The organism is Geitlerinema calcuttense NRMC-F 0142, from assembly GCF_030285425.1.
Genome location: NZ_JASVEJ010000038.1, coordinates 1 through 16957, shown reverse-complemented (window position 1 = coordinate 16957; position 16957 = coordinate 1). Strand labels below are relative to the sequence as shown.

The window sequence follows — 16957 nt, the reverse complement described above, 5'->3', positions numbered from 1 at the left end:
AGGCACAATTAGTGCTGGGATGAGGCGAGCAGTTCACCAAGGTTCGCTCGAACGCCATTTACCAAGTCCCAACCGGATTGAGGTTTTTTCCCAGCAAGCTGAACTTGTTGGAGCAGTAACAGCCCCTCGCCTGTTTGGATCGCTGGGCCCCAACCTTTAATTAAACCGACAATTTCTCCGGGTTGTCCAGTTGCGGTTAGAAGCGATTCCTCTCGATCGAGCAGAGTGTTGAGTTCTGGAGGAAGTTGCGATCGCGCCATCGGATCGAGAGGGGCTGTAGCCATAATTTTGAGCGATTGTCCTCGCAAACCTGTCACTGCATTGGGGAAAAAGGCCCGAATTTGATTGTGAAGCGCGATCGCCGTTTTTGACCAATCGAGTTGATAATCGGCTTTTTGAATCAGCGGTGCATAGGTGGCTTCATCAGAATTTTGGGGAATGGGCTGAATTTCTTCTCGCTCTAAACCCCATAGGGTTTGAACTAACAAGTCTGCCCCTAAGTTTGCCAAGCGTTGGGCAATGTCATGAGCAGTATCAAACAGATGAATAGGCGTGTATTCTTTCAGCAGCATAGCTCCGGTATCCATCCCCGCATCCATCAGCATCGTGGTAATCCCGGTTTGAGTCTCGCCGCGATAAATACTCCACTGAATCGGGGCGGCTCCTCGGTATTTCGGTAAAATTGAGCCATGTACATTGATACAACCCAAGCGAGGCATCTCCAAAATCGCTGGCGACAGAATTTGACCGTAGGCGACCACCACAAAAGCATCGGCGTTCAGTTGAGCGAGTTCGCTTAAGGTTTGCGAATCTTTTTTGATCCGATCGGGCTGCCAAATGGGTAACTGATGGGTCAGTGCTAGTGTTTTCACGGGGGAAGGAATTAGAGCGTTACCGCGCCCTCGCCGCTTATCCGGTTGCGTCACCACCCCTAGGACTTGGAAATCTGAACTACTCAGTAATTTTTCCAGGGTAGGAACTGCGAAGTCGGGCGTACCAAAAAAAACGAGCTTCATGTGGGTCTACTTGACAATATTAAGTGCGATCGCACCTAGACGGAAACGGAATTTCCAGGCACTTCAGAGTCTCCTCAAACCCTCAACCGGGCAAAATTAGAGGCTTCTCCCTTCTACGCTACCTTACCGCATCCCGACGAGGAATCGATCTGCGTCGCTGTCTGTTATTGAGTATCAACGGCAACAATTAGGGAAAATACAGAACTCGATCGGACAACTTCATTCAATTTTCACAATATACGTACGTAGATTTAGTAACTTTTTACTTTTTTCTGCCCTAGAAGAATTTACTGTAGTTAAAGAGATTCAATTTTGCCACTCACACCCCACCCATATCAGACTCCGCCTAAATATACTTCACTAACCGACTCCCTGACTTAGCTCCGAGTTGATGGTAGTTATGAATCTTTCATATAAATCGAGGAAAGCCACTATGAGAACGCCCGTTATCGCCATTGGATTGGACGCTGCTGACCCAACCTTGATTGAACAGTGGATGGCTCAAGGACACCTGAAAACCCTCAGCCGCTTGCGCGAACAAGGTGCTTATACTCGAATTAACAATATTGAACACTACAGAGCCGAAACCCCCTGGACTACCTTTTTAACGGGCTGTCTGCCGGATAAAACCGGATACTGGTCGCCCGTGAAATTCCATGAAGGTACCTACATTGCTCAAGAGGTCGGCGCTTACGACTTTAAAGAATATCAACCCTTTTATGCCTTGGGTGAAGACTATCGCGTCGCGGTCTTCGATATGCCGCAATCGACCCTAGCCCAAAACGCCAACGGTGTCCAAGTTCTAGCTTGGGGGGCGCACTCCGCCTTAACCCCCAGTCACTCTCAACCCGCCTCTATTTATGAGGAACTGATTCAAAAACACGGCGAACACCCGGCTTTTGGCTTCGATCACGCCAGTACCCGCGATGTAGAAGGGATGAAGGCGCTCAAAGAAAAACTCGAAATTGGGATTGCTCGTCGTTCCGCCATCTGCCAAGACTTGCTACAGCGCGAAGATTGGGATTTCTTCCTGACCATTTTCGGCGAAACCCATTCCGCCGGCCATATCTTCTGGCACCTCAGCCAACCGGATCATCCCCTGTATGCTGAGATTGCCCCGAAAGTGGGTAACGATCTGATGTTGGAAACCTTTGTCGCCATTGATCGCGCCATTGGCGAGATTGTTGCTAAAGCCCCAGAAAATGCTCAAATCGTGGTATTTGCAGCCCACGGGATGGGAAGCAATGTGATGGATTTGCCCAGTATGCTCTTTTTACCAGAGCTAATGTATCGCTGGAACTTCCCCGGTCAGTATGGGCTGGCTCGCGGTAATACCCAGGCGAAACCCGGTAAGCCGTTTGTTAACAATACCTTGGATTGGTTGGGCGAAGTTTGGCGGCTGAAATATGAAGCCAATCCCATTCGTCAGTTTTTGAGAAAGAAAGCACCCGTTAAGCTGTTTAAGCTGATTGACAAGCTTTTTGGCACGACTCCCGAACGCGACTTAGTATCCCCGTTCCAATTGGTGGAAGAACAAGAACCGATGTTTTTCCAACCGGCGATGTGGTACCGGGATTTCTGGACGCAGATGAAGGCGTTTGCTCTCCCTAGCTATTCGGAAGGTTACATTCGGATTAATTTGCAAGGGCGCGAACCCCAAGGGATTGTTGCTCCTGCGGAGTATGATGCGGTGTGTGAAGAGATTTGTGCGATGGTTCGCCAACTCAAAGATGCCCGCACGGGTCAGCCGATGGCAAAAGAGGTAATTCGCACTCGCAAGTCTGCTTTAGACCGCGATCCGAAGTTGCCGGATGCCGATATTGTAATTATCTGGCAAGAAGAGTACGCGACGGATACGGTAGATTCTCCTGAGTTTGGTCGCATTGGCCCGGTTCCTCACCTGCGGACGGGTAGCCATCGGGCGAAGGGCTTTTTCCTGGCGAAGGGTGGCAATATTGCACCTAACTCGACTTTACCCGTCGGTCATGCGCTGGATTTGGCTCCGACTCTGCTGTCGATGATGGGTGCGCCGATTCCTGAGTATTTTGAAGGGAAGTCTATGGTTGAGCCTGTGGCTGCACCGACTTCTGAGTTGGTGAGTGCGTAATGTTGATTTAGCCCCTTGCAAAACGAGGGGCTAAGTGTTCCCTTTGTGTGAGATGCTGCAAGGAATATCTGAGAAATTGCGATCGCCTCTATACGATTATGAGTAAGTCCAATCGTTCGTCTGAAGCAGCAGAATCGGTTAAGGGAGAAGGTTTTCTGATTGCGCTAGTGGGTTGGATGCCGCTATCCATCGGTCGCCTTCTCCGTCAAGTTGTTTATCGCTTCATTTTTGGTCGCTTGGGTCGCTCGGTTCGGATTAATCCTGGGGTCGAATTCATTTGCGCCCAGGGGATTGAGTTGGGTCATGGGGTTAAACTCGATCGCGGCGCAAGCTTAAGAAATCATGGCCCTAGGGGTCGGATTCGCCTGGGAAATGAGGTGTCTTTGGATATGGGGGTAATGGTGAAAACTCACATTCAAGGTAATATTTGCATTGGCGATCGCACTTATATTGGCCCCTACACTTGTCTATCGGGTCAGACCCTCTCTATCGGAGAAGATTGTTTAATTGCTTCCCACTGCGGCATCTATGCCAATAATCATGCGTTTGCTGAACCCGATACCCCGATTATCCTGCAAGGCGCAACCTACAAGGGAATTACGATTGAAGATGACTGTTGGTTAGGGTGCGGAGTGAAAGTGTTAGATGGAGTTACGATTGGTCGAGGTAGCGTCATTGGCGCGGGTTCAGTCGTCACTAAGAATATCCCCCCCTATGCGATCGCGGTTGGCGTACCTGCTAAAGTGGTTTCCTGGCGAAAAAAACCTTCTGAGTTACCGTCATTACAAGCCCCAATTTAAAGAGAATTCGGTTATTCAGTTCAAATTTTGTACGTTCCCTTTTCTCTCTCACCATTAAAAGTTGTTAAACTCTAGGGGAAGCAAGTGCAACTCCTCCTCTTTTGTGATGACAACTTCTCATAAACCTCGAATTTGTATTGCATTTCCCGGTCTTCATTACGTTCATTATTCTCCTTACATTCTAGGTACGTTGCCCCTTCTGCCGTATCTGAGCCAAGATTTTGAAGTAAGTCTAGCTTTTCGGAAGAATTTAGAAGAACCTCTAGCAGGATATTCGTTCTTAACGTTTTTAGACTCCCAAAATTTATCAGAACGCGAGCAAAACAACAAAAATATCTACTTTAGCCCGCCGGATTATCTGAGATTATTTAAGTATCAGCGACTACTGAAAAAGTTTACATCTGAACATGCGAAAGATTTCGATCTAGTCATTGAGAAGGAATGGCCCTTTCTGGGGGTATTAGCCCAAGCTTTTTCGGAGTATGATATTCCGACGATTGTTGTTGCAGAGGCGGTTTTCAACTTCCCGGAAAAAACGACCCCCTTCTGGAAGCTAAATAACCCAACTCAGTTATTGAATCAAACTCTAGCAATCGGTTATCACAAAGCGCGTCCCATCCTCCGCAAGCGTTGGACAAAGAATGCAACCCGAATTGTCGGCGAAACCGAACAACTCAAAAACTATCTTCAATCCCAAGGCGATTTACTCCCCAATCAACCCGTTGATGTCATTCCTAACGGCATCGATCCGCAAGTTTTTTATCCGCAAGATCGAACAGTTTGTCGAGAGCAATTGGGAATTCCTCAAGATGCTTTTGTATTGACGTATGTCGGGTCGCTCAATCGGTTTATTCAAGAACCTGCTTATCTGATTGAAGCCTTGGGTCGAGAACGCAACCCTCGAACCGTTCTCTATATGGTTGGAGATGGCGTCAGTCGCCAAGAACTAGAGGAAATTGCAAAGACTTGGAATTCGCCTGTGGTCTTTACAGGGAGGGTTTCCCAAGCAGAAGCAGCCCGCTATATTAATGCGGCCAATTTGTGCGTTGCTCCTTATAATAAGGGACTCTTTCCGGATAACCAGTTTACCAGTGCCAGTTTGAAGGTTTGCGAATATTTAGCGTGCGGGCGGCTTGCGATTACTATTCCTTGCGATCGCATGAATCACTTACTCGATGGGGGACAATATGGATTTTTTGTAGAGAACAGTTCAGAAAGTTACCATCGCTTTATTCAAGATTTACCCAGTTTTGAGGAACTTAGCGATCGCGAATCTCGTCTGCTTTCTGATTTGCAAAATTCTCTACTCAAAGAAAAACAGATTGTCCTCACCTGGGAAGATATTGCACAACTGTATAAGCAGTCCTTTGAAAAAGCCCTAGCTTAGGAGATGAAATTTGTCAAAAATGAACCCATCCCATCAAATTTCTATCTCATGATATAGATGAAGGGGGGTGACTTTCAGCATAGACTATTAAAGATGAAGAATCTCCCTCACGCATTGAGAGTGAAAACTTCCTGACCATTGATGAATTAAACTTCAAGAGATCGGATGCGTCAATGTTTCGCGCCAAATTAATTGTTTCGGCATTGGTTACAGCGATCGCCACAGTCGGGATCGCGCTGCCTAGTTGGGCCCTACCGTTATCTCCAGGCGATCGCCTGCGGATTAATATCCCCGCCGATGAAGGGCTTCCGGAGACCGATCGCTTCAGTGGCGTTTATGAAGTCAACCTCGATGGCACCCTGCAACTCCCGTTTATCGATCCCGTTCCCGTCGTCGGGTTAGAACTCCCTCAAGTTCAGCAACAACTGACGCGCCTCCTCATTAACGAAGGCTTCTTTCAACCGAACTTTTTACGCGTCAGCGTCAGCATCATCGAATGGGCACCCGTACAAGTTACCGTATCCGGAGCCGTCTTTGAACCCGGCCGCTATCTTATCAACCCGCGTCAAGCGGGTGGAGACGACCCCCCGATTGTGCCTTTGACTGGCAGCTATCCCCCCAACCGCTACCTCACCGTCGCCATCCAAGCGGCGGGAGGCATTCGCCCCGAAGCCGACATCATCAACGTCCGCTTAATTCGGGGAGGGATAGAGCAAGTGATTGATGTCTCTGGTGTCTTTACAGGCGAACTGCTTGATGACGTTCCCCTGATTGCAGGCGATCGCATCATTATCCCAGAGCGAGAAATTATTCAAAGCGAACTGGTGCGTCCTTCCCAAATTACTCCCCAGGCCATCCCCGTCTTTCTGTCTAACCTATCGCTTCCTAACTTTGGGGGAAACGTCCAGGTGCAACAAGTTGCCTACGGTTCCCGCTTTTCCCACGCCGTCATTGCTGGAAAATGCGTCGGCGGTACCACCGCAATTAATGCCAGACGGCGAGCCACCCTGATTCAAACAGACCGAACCACAGGACAGACTCGCGTTCTCGATCGCTCTGTCGAAGAACTGGTGAGAGAGTCTACCGATAACCAGGACAACCCTTTCTTAATGCCGGACGATGGCTTGGTTTGTTATGATTCAACCGTAACGAACGTGACCAGTATTTTTAGTACAATTGGCACGATTCTGAATCCAATTTCGGGTATTGAATTATTGCTACGCCGAATATTTGGTCAATAGTGACCTCTAAGTGAAGAGGATTTCCGCCGTCACACCCAAGTTTTGAGAGTCGATCTTATGAAGCGAGTAAGCTGGCTACCTTATATATTTCTGGGATTAGTCACCAATGCTGCCGTTGGAGGGGCTGCTTACTACTACTTAGAAACCACACCTCCAACCTATACCAGCACCTGGGCCGTCACCTTACCCTCTCTGGGTTCATCCACCAACATTAACCTGCCGGGGATTGGGGGGGCTTATTCCCAAGTGCGATCGCCCTACGACGGTCAAGCAGGCGACCCCAGAGAAAACTATAGATTTATTGCCTCCAGCGATCCCGTCCGGAACACCGCCGCCGAATCTATTAACCTTTTACCAGGCGAATTCGGCAGACCCCGGATCGAAGTCGTGGGAAATACCACCCTCATGACCTTCGAGATGAACGGAGACACGCCACAAGAGGCCTACAATAAAGCGATCGCCCATTACCGCGCCTTTGAATCCCGACTCGATCAGCTCAGAATTCAAGAAGCTACCGAACGAGATGCCAGCGTCGCCGCCGCCCTCAGCAACGCCCAACAAAAACTCGAAGAATCCCAGCGACGCCTCTCAGAATACAAGGCTCAAACCGGACTCGCCTCCGACGAACAAGTTACTCAACTCTCAGTTAACATCGAAGGACTGCGCCGCCAGCGAGCCGAACTCATCGCCCAACAACAACAAACCACCGCTCGCCTGCGAGAACTCTCCACCGAACTGCAACTCAGCGCCTCTCAAGCTAACGACGCCTTCGTCCTCAAAGCCGATCAACTCTTCGATCAATATCGGCAAAACTACAGCGAAGCCACCTCCACCCTCAACGTCCTCACCGCCCGGTATGGCCCCAACCACCCTACCGTCGTCCGAGAGCGTCGCCGCCAAGAAGCAGCTCAAGCCGCTATGTTTGAGCGCAGCCAAGAGCTTCTAGGGCGTCCCGCCGACCAAGTAACCCTCGCTCAACTCAACCTGGGTAGCAGCACAATGGGAGCCTCCGCCAGAGAAACCCTCTTTCAATCCCTCGTGCAAGTCCAAGTCGATCAACAAGGTCTGCAAGCCGGGGCCCAGGAACTAACCGAACAAATTCTGCAACTCGAACAGCGACTCGGTACCTTAGCGCAATACAGCACCACCCTAGACGCCCTCAGACGCGATCTGCAAATCTCTGAAGCCGTCTTCTCCTCCACCCTAGCGAGTCTAGATGCAGGTCGCAGCAATATTTTCGGCTCCTACCCCCGGATTCAACTGCTCACAGACCCTAGCCTTCCCGATGGGCAAAGTTCTCCCAATAAAAAACTGGTCTTCCTCGGTGCGGCCCTCTGTATGCTCTTCATCAACACGGGCTTATTTGCCCTGTGGTTGCGTCAGCGAGCCGTTAGCCGCCGTCGCCAATTAAAACAACAAACCGAAAAAGTTGAATTCATCCATCCCGAATCTGCCCAACTCAACACTCAATCTCGCTCTGAAATCCTCGACTTGCAGAAAAACATCTAAGTGGGCTGGCTAAAACCCCAATGAAACCTCAGAACTTAGAAGAAAAAGTCGTCTGGTACTACATTATTGGCACCTATGTCCTTTACTTTATAGGTGCCCAGCATATTTTAGCCTCAATGGTAGCTTGGGGCTTAGGATTTTATGCAATCTACAAAATTTGGAACCAAACTGAAGAAACACCAGAATCAGAACGCATTCAAATTCCGCTAGGCGTCTGGGTTTGGATTATTGCCATTTTAGTGATTGAAATCACCATCATTGGCAGTCACCTAGACTTCCATATGGGATTGGGGCGAATTATCAAAACCACCATTAACTTATATGGTCGAACCTGGGTCTTATTTGCCCTGTTTCCCCTGATTGGCTGTCTCAAAATCCGCCCTCAACTTGTTTATCGAGCCATCTCCATCCTCTGCGTGCAAAGCATCTTTTTTATTCTGGTGGCTTTTGTTGCTGAAGCCGCCGGGATTCCTGGAGACCTCTACACCTCACCCTTAGCCAGAGTTGGAGGGGCCGATATTTTTTATAAAGTCTTCCTCTATCCTTGGAGTACCGATCGGCTGTATTTATTTGCACCTTGGGCCCCTGCATTAGGGTTAATTGGCAGTTTATACTTTTTTCTGGCTTGGGCAGATCCGAGTAAAAAATGGCGCTTCCTGGGGGCAGTGGGTGCAGCAGCAATGGCATGGGTTTCGGCGTCGCGACTCTCCAATATCTGTTTAGTTGTTGTTCCCATTGCGAGTTGGTTTTTATCCAGGGTTTCTCAGCCTCTGGTACTCGGTGGCGCAGGCGCTGCCAGTTTCGTTGCTGGTTTATTTGGGCCGCGCCTGATTATTTTCTTAGAAGACTTTAGAAGAGACTTTGACGGTCAGCGAGCGGCCTCTTCCCAGGTTAGAGCAGATTTAGCTAATATTACACTCTATCGGTGGCGAACAGAAGCCCCAATTTGGGGGAGAGGCATTATCGATCCCAGAGGCCCTCGCGTCGTCGAACAGATGCCGATTGGTTCCCACCATCATTGGTTCGGTCTGCTATTTTTACATGGAATTGTCGGTTTTATTGCCTTTGCTTGTGCCATGATGTGGACTTTTATTGAAGTTTTTATCCGCGCCCAAAGCAGCCATACCGCTCGCGTTTCTTTAAGCTTACTCTTAGTTTATTTTGCGTACTCCTTTGGAGAAAATTTAGAGGCGCTGGCTTATATTACCTGGCCGGCTTTGGTCGTCATTGGTATTACCTTAAATGAAGAGTTGCCCCCCTTAGAAACAGACAAAACGCCGAAGGAGTTAACTCGCGTCGAGTTAAGTTAAATAGCGATGTATCAATCCTAACTAGAGGTTAACGCATTATGCCCCTTGTTTCTGTCATTATTCCAGCTTATAACGCCCAGAAAACGATTTTAGAAACCATTGATTCAATTCAAAAGCAAACTTTAAAAGACCTGGAAATTATTGTTATCAATGATGGTTCTAAAGACAATACGCTAGAAATTTTAAGTAAAATTGACGACCCGCGCTTAAAGGTTTTTTCTTATGAAAATGGGGGATTGCCCGTTGCCAGAAATCGAGGAATTGAGCGCGCAACTGGGGAATATCTAAGTTTTATTGATGCCGATGATTTATGGACGCCCGATAAACTAGAAACGCAAGTGGCAGCCTTACAAGCCAATCCCGAAGCCGGAGTAGCCTATAGCTGGACGGCATTTATTGATGAAAATAGCGATTTTTTATACGCCTGGGAACCCCTTTACTTTCAGGGGAATGTTTATCCCGATCTACTCTTATGTAACTTTATTTCTAGCGGCTCAAATATCTTAGTTCGTCGCCAATATATTGAAGCGGCAGGAAAATTCGATCCAACTTTGAAATCGGCTGAGGATTGGGATTATTATATTCGGCTTGCAGCGCTATGTCCGTTTGCGTTAGTGCCTCAGTATCAAATTCTCTATCGCCGTTCCTCCCAATCCATGACTTCTAAAGTGGATGTGATGGAAACTTATATTCTTAAGGTTACAGAAACAGCATTTGCGGCTGCACCCGCAGAACTACAACCCCTCAAGAATCGCAGTTTAGCGCATACCTATCGTTTTTTATCGCAACTTTGTATTGCCCATGTTTCTAATGAAGAAGGCGTAAAGCAAGCTAGTCAAAAGTTACAAAAAGCCTTACAGTTGTATCCACAATTCCTATTAGAACGCAAAACTCAACGACTGCTGTTCAAAGTTTTGCTACTGCGCTTGCTGCCTTATCAATTGGCAGTCCAGTTTTCTCAGTTTCTCAAGAAACTCTTTCCTGATTCTTCGACTCAGGCGATACCCGCAGCTAGCCAAGACTAGATTCTGCCAATCTCTGTATTAAAGCGTCTGACTTGAGCGATTTCCTCTTTGAGCGCGCAGGAAAATCCTGTACAAATTTTGAAATGCAAAATACATGAACTTCGTACAAGCACTGATTGGTAAAGTTAAGAACAAATTCCAAAGCAAGTTTGTTCAAAATGTTGGCTGGTTGGGTGGATCTGAATTCATTAATCGTGTCATTCGCCTGGGTGCAACGGTTATCTTAGCGAGGTTTTTAACGGAATATGATTATGGACTGGCTGCGATTGTTTTAACGGTGCGCGAGTTTACTCAGGTGTTTACGCGCGTGGGGATTGGACTCAAAATTATTCAGGCCGATCCAGAAAACCTAGAGGAACTTTGTAACTCAGCTTATTGGCTCAATTGGCTGATTTTTTTTGGGGTATTCGTTGCCCAGTGTTTGGCGGCGTTTCCTGTCGCCTGGTTTTACAACGATAACAGCTTAATTTTGCCGATTTGTGCTTCTGGACTGGTTTATTTAATTTTGCCGCTTTCTTCCGTTCAGTATGCCCTGATTCATCGGGAGAATCGTTTAGAGGTGACTGCGCTCAACAATACGATTCAACACTCAATCAGTAATATTCTATCGGGGGTGCTGGCGTTTTTTGGCTTTGGGATGTGGGCAATTGTGCTACCTGGAGTTTTGGTTGCGCCCATTTGGGTTTATATTTACTGCTCCAATCATAGCTGGCAACCCACTTCCGGATTTACGACTAAACACTGGGATGAGTTGTTTAACTTTGGGCGCAATATCTTAGGGGTGGAAATGCTGAAAACCCTGAGAAATAACCTCGATTACTTGATTGTGGGGCGTTTCATTAGCATTGAGCAGTTGGGGTTGTATTATTTTGCGTTTAATGCGGGGTTGGGGATTAGTTTGAGTATTATTATGGCTCTCAATTCCGCGTTGCTGCCCCACTTGTGTGCAGTACGGGCTGAATGGGAGCGGTTTAGACATCGCTACTTTAAGAGCCTTAAAGGAATTGCAGTGGCGATTATCCCTTTGGTGCTGCTTCAGTCTAGTTTAGCGCCCTTCTACGTGCCGATTGTGTTTGGTGAGAAGTGGGTTCCCGCGATTCCCATTTTAATCTTTGTGTGTTTGTCTGCGATTCCTAGACCGTTTGCAGATGCGGCTTCTCAGCTTTTAATTGCGGTGGATAAGCCGCATATTGATTTACGGTGGAATGTCATTTTTACCCTTACTTTTACCGCAGCGCTGTTAGTGGGGGTGAGTTGGCAGGCGTTAGGCGTTGCGATCGCAGTTTTCCTGGTTCACACCATTTGCTTGCCGCTGTATACCCTCTGGGCTAGCTATCACGTTTTTCATAAGCGTGCGGTTGTCACTGCTCAAGATTAATCTTTTCTCTATTGAGACTACTACCATGACTAACCCAACTGTTTCCGCGATCATCCCGGTTTATGGCGTTGAGAAATATATCGCCGCCGCCGTGCAATCGGTTCTCAATCAAACTTACTCGGATTTTGAGCTAATTATTGTCGATGATGGCTCTCGCGATCGCAGCGTGGAAATTTGCCAGCAGTTTAACGATCCGCGCATCAAAATTGTCAGCCAAGCGAACCGGGGACTTGCGGGAGCCAGAAACACAGGGATTCGCCACGCTCAGGGAGAGTATCTCGCCTTCTTAGATGGGGACGACTTGTGGCTAGCCGATAAATTAGAAAAACAAATCGCTCATCTCGAACAGTCTCCGGAGGTGGGTGTCAGTTTTTGTCGTTCGGCTTTTATTGACGAATATGGCGAGTCTCTCGGTACCTACTTAATGCCCAAACTCCGTGATATTACGGTTGTCGATCTCTTGCGGGGCAGTCCGCTTGGCAATGGTTCAACGCCTGTCATTCGTCGCGCAACCCTTGAGGATATTAAGTTTCAGGATAACCTGCACGGCAGCGTTGAAGACTTTTATTTTGACGATCGCTTCCGCCGTTCGGAGGATACGGAGTGCTGGTTGCGGATTGTTCTGCAAACCCAATGGAAAATTGAAGGCCTTCCGGAAGCCTTGACGCTGTATCGCGTGAATTCTGGCGGACTCTCTGCAAATTTACTGAAGCAACTAGAGTCTTGGGAACAGGTTCTAGATAAAACCCGATCCTATGCGCCAGAAGTTATCGAGCGTTGGGAAAAGTTAGCAAAATCTTATCAGTATAGATACTTAGCTCGAAGTGCGGTACGCTTGAAAGATGGTTCCCAAGCGGTAGCGCTCATGCATCGCGCTTTAGCAGCTTACTGGCCCATTCTACTGGAAGAACCGCGACGCACCATCCTAACCCTAATCGCCGCCTACCTGCTCTGGCTCTTACCTAAGCCGCTTTACTCTCAAGTTGAGTCCCTAGGAGCCAAATTAACTGGAAAAACCCAACAGCAACGCATCCTAAAGGATCGAACCCAACAAGCATTTTAAAAAAATCGGACTTTGGGAGTAGGAAAAGCTGGAAGTCTTCCAGTTAAGCTAATGGGCATTAAATGTGTGTCAAGTGAAGGGTCAGAAATTTTCCCTGGAGGATTCCCACCCAACGGCTTGAGAATTGACATTCAGCTCCTTATAAAGTCTCCCATTTACCGATGAAAAAAGTCTCTGTTATTATTCCCGTTTATGGGGTTGAGAAATACATTCTGCAAACCGTGCAGTCGGTTTTGAATCAAACTTATCAAGAGTTTGAAATTCTGATTGTTGATGATGAGTCGCCCGATCGCAGTATTGAAATCTGTCAGCAGTTAAACGATCCGCGCATCAAAATTATCCATCAGAAAAATCAGGGAATTTCAGCCGCTCGCAATGCCGGAATTCGTCAAGCAACCGGAGACTATATTGCGCTTTTGGATGGAGATGATATTTGGGTTCCTGAAAAATTAGCAAAGCATGTTAAGCATTTAGATTCTTCTCCTAATGTTGGGGTAAGTTATAGTTATTCGGTGTTTATTGACGAACAGGGTAAGTCTTTAGGTATTTATCAGATTTCTAAGACTGAAAATATTACGCCCGGTTTGATTTTCTGCCGCAACCCGGTTGGGAATGGCTCAACGCCTGTCATCCGCAAAGAGGTATTTGAAGAAATCAAGTATCAAGAAAATTGGGAAGAAGGTGGGGTGGATTGCTATTTCGATCCGAGCTTGCGCCACATTGAAGATGTGGAATGTTGGCTGCGAATGTCGATTAAAACTGAGTGGGCTTTTGAAGGCATTCCGGAGGCGCTTACTCAATACCGCATTCATGGAATGGGTGGCTCGACTAAGTTAGATAGCCAGTTGGAGTCAATGCTGCGCGTGATTGAAAAAACCCGCGTTTATGCACCAGAGGTGACAGAACAATATGCAAAACCGGCTTTGGCGTATCAGTTACGCTTTTTGGCGCGCCGAGCAGTGCGCCTCCGGGATGGGGGACAAGCGGTTAAGTATTTTCATCAGGCGATCGCAACCTCTTGGCGCATTCTGATTGATGAACCCCGGCGAACGATTCTCACGGCAGGTGCAGCCTATTTGCTGTGGTTGCTGCCCCAAGGACTCTATCGCACAATGGAAGAATGGGCGCTCAAGCGTACGGGTAAAAATCAGGAACGCCGCATCATTCAAAACCCGATTGCTCAGTTAGAAATGTCGCAGTCGCAATTCTTAGAACGCTACCCGCAAAGTGCTGAGTGAGTCTCATCCGTTGAGCCGTTCAGTCTGTCCTAACCTTACTGAGGACAGCTATAGCAGATTTCCCTCTGGCTGGAAATCTGCTGTTTGTTGTTGAGCATCCTTAGAAATCAGCCGATCGTATCTAAACGAATCCCGCAGCAAGTTCTAAAATTTGTCAACATAGGGGGCCTTGAACAAACCCTCAGACCGATCGCAAAGGATGCAAAATAGTGATGAATGACCTGATGGTAGAGGTTCAGGGACTCAAAAAACGATTTGGGAACACTGAAGCCCTACGCGGTATTAATCTATCGGTGGCAGCAGGTTCGGTTCTGGGCGTTTTAGGACCGAACGGCGCGGGAAAAACGACCACCATTAATTGTCTGACCACTTTAATTAAACCCGATGCTGGGAAAGCTGCGATCGCAGGCTACGATATCATCCGCGATCCAGCTTCCGTGCGGGCTTTAATTAGCGTTACCGGACAATTTGCCGCTGTTGACGAAGAACTGACCGCCCGCGAAAATTTAATCTTATTTGGGCGACTGTTGCGCCTTTCTCACCACGACGCCGCCAAACGCGCCACGGAATTACTCGAACAGTTTGACTTAATGGCAGCGGGAAACCGCCGCGTTAAAGAGTTTTCGGGCGGGATGCGACGGCGTTTAGATTTAGCGGCGAGTATTGTCGCCGAACCTTTGGTTCTGTTTCTCGACGAACCCACCACCGGACTCGATCCGCGCAGTCGCCAGCAGCTTTGGGATGTGGTGCGCGAGTTGAAACAGCGCGGGATTACCATCTTTTTAACCACGCAATATTTAGAAGAAGCGGACGAACTGGCCGATCGCATTGTGGTGATCGATCGCGGGGAAGCGATCGCAGAAGGAACAGCAGATGAGTTAAAAGATCGCGTCGGGGGGACGTATTGCGAAATTCGCCTCGCCGATCCCAGAGACGAAGCAAAAGTCAGACAAGAATTAGGCGAGTTGCATCAATGTCCTGCGGATGGAACGCTTGCACTCCCCGCACCGGATCGGGTGGCGACTCTGATCGATGTGGTGCGCCGCATGGATGCGATCGGAGTGACGCTGGCCGATATTTCCCTACGGCGGCCGAGTTTAGATGATGTGTTTTTTGAATTGACGGGTCATACCACTGAGGACGCAAATACGAAATCATGAGCATGGATGCGATCGACAAGAGCGCTGATATCTCCTCTAGGGCAAAGCAGATGGTTGCGACTCGCCGCGAGTCAGGGTTGGAAAGCGCCATTCGGGATAGTTTAACGATTGGGTGGCGAAATTTAATTCGCCTCACCCGCACTCCCTCAGCAATTGTTTCGGTTTTACTGTTCCCGATTATTTTCTTAAGCTGCTTTCTATTTGCCTTTGGGCGTTTTATGTCGGCCCAAGGGATTGATTACATTCAATACCTCGTCCCGATTATTACCTTACAGGCAATCTTTTTTACGGCAATGGGAGCAGCCGTGACACTCACGAAAGATGTACAAAGCGGGATGTTACAACGCTGTCGATCGATGCCGATTTCGCGGGTGGCTATTCTAGGCGGGTTGATGATTGCTTACTTAATACGGGCAGCGATCGCCACGGCTATTTTATTAGTGTTTGCCCATATTTACGGCTTTCGGTTTGAAACCGGGATTTTATCGGTAATTGCCTATTTTGCGATCGCGCTTTTATTTGCGGCTACTGCGATCGCGGGATACTCTGCTTTAGCCCTGAAAGTCCGCCAACTCGATTTAGTCCAATCGCTGTTAATCGTTCCCTACGCGCCTTTTCTGCTATTAAGTAACGGCTTTACCCCGGCGGAAAACTTCCCCTCCTGGCTGCAACCGTTTGTGCAACATCAGCCCGTCAGCTATACCGCCGCCGCCCTCAGAGCCTTTTCTTCTAGGGGAGAGGATCTGCTGGTTCCGGCTGGGGGAAGCTTGCTGTGGCTAACCGGATTGCTGGTTTTATTATCCTTGATTGCCGTTCGACTGTATCGGGGACTGTCTTAAATGCCGAATTCTCCTGCTCAAATTCGCCAAATTGTCGCCACCCGACGCGAAGGGGGCTTAGGGCGATCGCTGCACGATGTTATCGTCTTAACACAGCGCAATCTCCTGTTAGATCGACGCAACCCCGCCGTTATTTTAGGCGCAACAGCCTTCCCGATCTTTTTAATGGTTATCTTTACCGCCGGATTTTCTAGAGTCGTCGTTCCGGGGGGTAACTATGCAGACTATGCTCAATTTCTGGTACCCCTCAGCGTCCTTCAGGGCCTATTGTTCAGCACCGTTAGTTTAGGCGTTGCCCTGTATAATGACCTGGATACAGGGATGGATACCCGCTTGCGAACCCTCCCGATTGCTCGTTCTACCGTCATCGCTAGTCGCATTTTGGGTGGATTTGGGCGATTATTCATTCAGGCGATCGCGATCGTACTGGTTGGTCATTTCCTGGGTTTTCGCTTTCAAGCCGGAATTCTCGCCACCCTCGGCTTTCTGCTACTCGCCCCCCTGTTCGCGATTTCCTTTGCTTGGATTGCCATGTTAATTGCGGTAAGAGTGACAGCCCCCGAATCCGTCCAAATTTCCATGAACCCTTGGCTGCTTCCCCTAACCTTCCTCAGCATTGGCTACGTTCCCATAGAAGGGTTCCCCGAATGGCTGCAACCCTTCGTGCAACTCAATCCCGTCTCTTCCGCCGCCCAAGCCCTCCGAGGTCTTTCTAGCGGAATTCCAGCCACTCAGCACATCCTTATCACTCTAGCTTGGAGTCTGGCTATTACAATCGTCTTCGGTTTCCTAGCCATCCGTTCTTACCAGCATCGCAGCGCCTAGAGAGTGTAAAGTGCTGAGTGCTGAGTGCTGAGTGGGGGAGAAGGTGGGGGGATGGGGAG

14 protein-coding genes are annotated in these 16957 nt (G+C 48.4%); 13 read left to right on the top strand and 1 reads right to left on the bottom strand.

Features of this window, described 5'->3' with window-relative positions:
* Positions 1-8 precede the first annotated feature (8 nt).
* Positions 9-1016, bottom strand: a complete 1008-nt coding sequence (gene fmt, locus QQ055_RS10005) for a methionyl-tRNA formyltransferase (RefSeq protein ID WP_286004636.1) — start codon at positions 1014-1016, stop codon at positions 9-11.
* A gap of 433 nt (positions 1017-1449) precedes the next feature.
* Between fmt and QQ055_RS10000 the strand changes: the two genes are divergently transcribed.
* The 13 genes from QQ055_RS10000 (at position 1450) to QQ055_RS09940 (ending at position 16898) form a co-directional block, all read left to right on the top strand.
* On the top strand, positions 1450-3123 hold the full coding sequence (locus QQ055_RS10000) for an alkaline phosphatase family protein (RefSeq protein ID WP_286004635.1): 1674 nt from the start codon (positions 1450-1452) through the stop codon (positions 3121-3123).
* 98 nt (positions 3124-3221) lie between these two features.
* Complete coding sequence (locus tag QQ055_RS09995) at positions 3222-3923, top strand: acyltransferase (RefSeq protein WP_286004634.1); 702 nt, start codon at positions 3222-3224, stop codon at positions 3921-3923.
* Positions 3924-4029: 106 nt separating this feature from the next.
* Positions 4030-5310 carry a glycosyltransferase gene (locus QQ055_RS09990; RefSeq protein ID WP_286004633.1) on the top strand — a complete coding sequence of 427 codons (1281 nt, stop codon included), beginning with the start codon at positions 4030-4032 and terminating at the stop codon, positions 5308-5310.
* A gap of 173 nt (positions 5311-5483) precedes the next feature.
* Positions 5484-6551, top strand: a complete 1068-nt coding sequence (locus QQ055_RS09985; RefSeq protein ID WP_285962873.1) for a polysaccharide biosynthesis/export family protein — start codon at positions 5484-5486, stop codon at positions 6549-6551.
* A 57-nt stretch (positions 6552-6608) separates the two neighbouring features.
* Positions 6609-8060, top strand: a complete 1452-nt coding sequence (locus QQ055_RS09980) for a GumC family protein (RefSeq protein WP_069965713.1) — start codon at positions 6609-6611, stop codon at positions 8058-8060.
* A gap of 20 nt (positions 8061-8080) precedes the next feature.
* The gene (locus tag QQ055_RS09975; RefSeq protein ID WP_286004632.1) at positions 8081-9370 is read left to right on the top strand and encodes an O-antigen ligase family protein; all 1290 of its coding nucleotides are present in this window, start codon (positions 8081-8083) and stop codon (positions 9368-9370) included.
* Positions 9371-9408: 38 nt separating this feature from the next.
* Complete coding sequence (locus tag QQ055_RS09970) at positions 9409-10395, top strand: glycosyltransferase family 2 protein (protein ID WP_283357997.1); 987 nt, start codon at positions 9409-9411, stop codon at positions 10393-10395.
* A 94-nt stretch (positions 10396-10489) separates the two neighbouring features.
* Positions 10490-11773, top strand: a complete 1284-nt coding sequence (locus tag QQ055_RS09965) for a lipopolysaccharide biosynthesis protein (protein WP_286004631.1) — start codon at positions 10490-10492, stop codon at positions 11771-11773.
* Between the two features lie 25 nt (positions 11774-11798).
* Entirely contained in the window at positions 11799-12836 is a 1038-nt protein-coding gene (locus tag QQ055_RS09960) for a glycosyltransferase family 2 protein (protein WP_286004630.1), read from the top strand.
* Positions 12837-12997: 161 nt separating this feature from the next.
* The gene (locus QQ055_RS09955; protein ID WP_286004629.1) at positions 12998-14074 is read left to right on the top strand and encodes a glycosyltransferase family 2 protein; all 1077 of its coding nucleotides are present in this window, start codon (positions 12998-13000) and stop codon (positions 14072-14074) included.
* A 212-nt stretch (positions 14075-14286) separates the two neighbouring features.
* Positions 14287-15234, top strand: coding sequence for an ATP-binding cassette domain-containing protein (locus QQ055_RS09950; RefSeq protein ID WP_069965707.1), 948 nt, complete (start codon positions 14287-14289; stop codon positions 15232-15234).
* Positions 15231-16073: an ABC transporter permease gene (locus QQ055_RS09945; RefSeq protein WP_285962878.1), complete on the top strand. Its 843-nt coding sequence runs from the start codon at positions 15231-15233 to the stop codon at positions 16071-16073. The genes QQ055_RS09950 and QQ055_RS09945 overlap by 4 nt, the downstream gene beginning before the upstream one ends.
* Positions 16074-16898 (top strand): ABC transporter permease, encoded by an 825-nt coding sequence (locus QQ055_RS09940; RefSeq protein ID WP_286004628.1) that lies wholly within the window; start codon positions 16074-16076, stop codon positions 16896-16898.
* Positions 16899-16957: the final 59 nt, after the last annotated feature.

What these genes read in the sequence shown, in the direction of transcription:
- fmt (WP_286004636.1), bottom strand. Translation starts at nt 1,016, where the DNA reads ATGAAGCTCGTTTTTTTTGGTACGCCCGACTTCGCAGTTCCTACCCTG.
- QQ055_RS10000 (WP_286004635.1), top strand. Translation starts at nt 1,450, where the DNA reads ATGAGAACGCCCGTTATCGCCATTGGATTGGACGCTGCTGACCCAACC.
- QQ055_RS09995 (WP_286004634.1), top strand. Translation starts at nt 3,222, where the DNA reads ATGAGTAAGTCCAATCGTTCGTCTGAAGCAGCAGAATCGGTTAAGGGA.
- QQ055_RS09990 (WP_286004633.1), top strand. Translation starts at nt 4,030, where the DNA reads ATGACAACTTCTCATAAACCTCGAATTTGTATTGCATTTCCCGGTCTT.
- QQ055_RS09985 (WP_285962873.1), top strand. Translation starts at nt 5,484, where the DNA reads ATGTTTCGCGCCAAATTAATTGTTTCGGCATTGGTTACAGCGATCGCC.
- QQ055_RS09980 (WP_069965713.1), top strand. Translation starts at nt 6,609, where the DNA reads ATGAAGCGAGTAAGCTGGCTACCTTATATATTTCTGGGATTAGTCACC.
- QQ055_RS09975 (WP_286004632.1), top strand. Translation starts at nt 8,081, where the DNA reads ATGAAACCTCAGAACTTAGAAGAAAAAGTCGTCTGGTACTACATTATT.
- QQ055_RS09970 (WP_283357997.1), top strand. Translation starts at nt 9,409, where the DNA reads ATGCCCCTTGTTTCTGTCATTATTCCAGCTTATAACGCCCAGAAAACG.
- QQ055_RS09965 (WP_286004631.1), top strand. Translation starts at nt 10,490, where the DNA reads ATGAACTTCGTACAAGCACTGATTGGTAAAGTTAAGAACAAATTCCAA.
- QQ055_RS09960 (WP_286004630.1), top strand. Translation starts at nt 11,799, where the DNA reads ATGACTAACCCAACTGTTTCCGCGATCATCCCGGTTTATGGCGTTGAG.
- QQ055_RS09955 (WP_286004629.1), top strand. Translation starts at nt 12,998, where the DNA reads ATGAAAAAAGTCTCTGTTATTATTCCCGTTTATGGGGTTGAGAAATAC.
- QQ055_RS09950 (WP_069965707.1), top strand. Translation starts at nt 14,287, where the DNA reads ATGAATGACCTGATGGTAGAGGTTCAGGGACTCAAAAAACGATTTGGG.
- QQ055_RS09945 (WP_285962878.1), top strand. Translation starts at nt 15,231, where the DNA reads ATGAGCATGGATGCGATCGACAAGAGCGCTGATATCTCCTCTAGGGCA.
- QQ055_RS09940 (WP_286004628.1), top strand. Translation starts at nt 16,074, where the DNA reads ATGCCGAATTCTCCTGCTCAAATTCGCCAAATTGTCGCCACCCGACGC.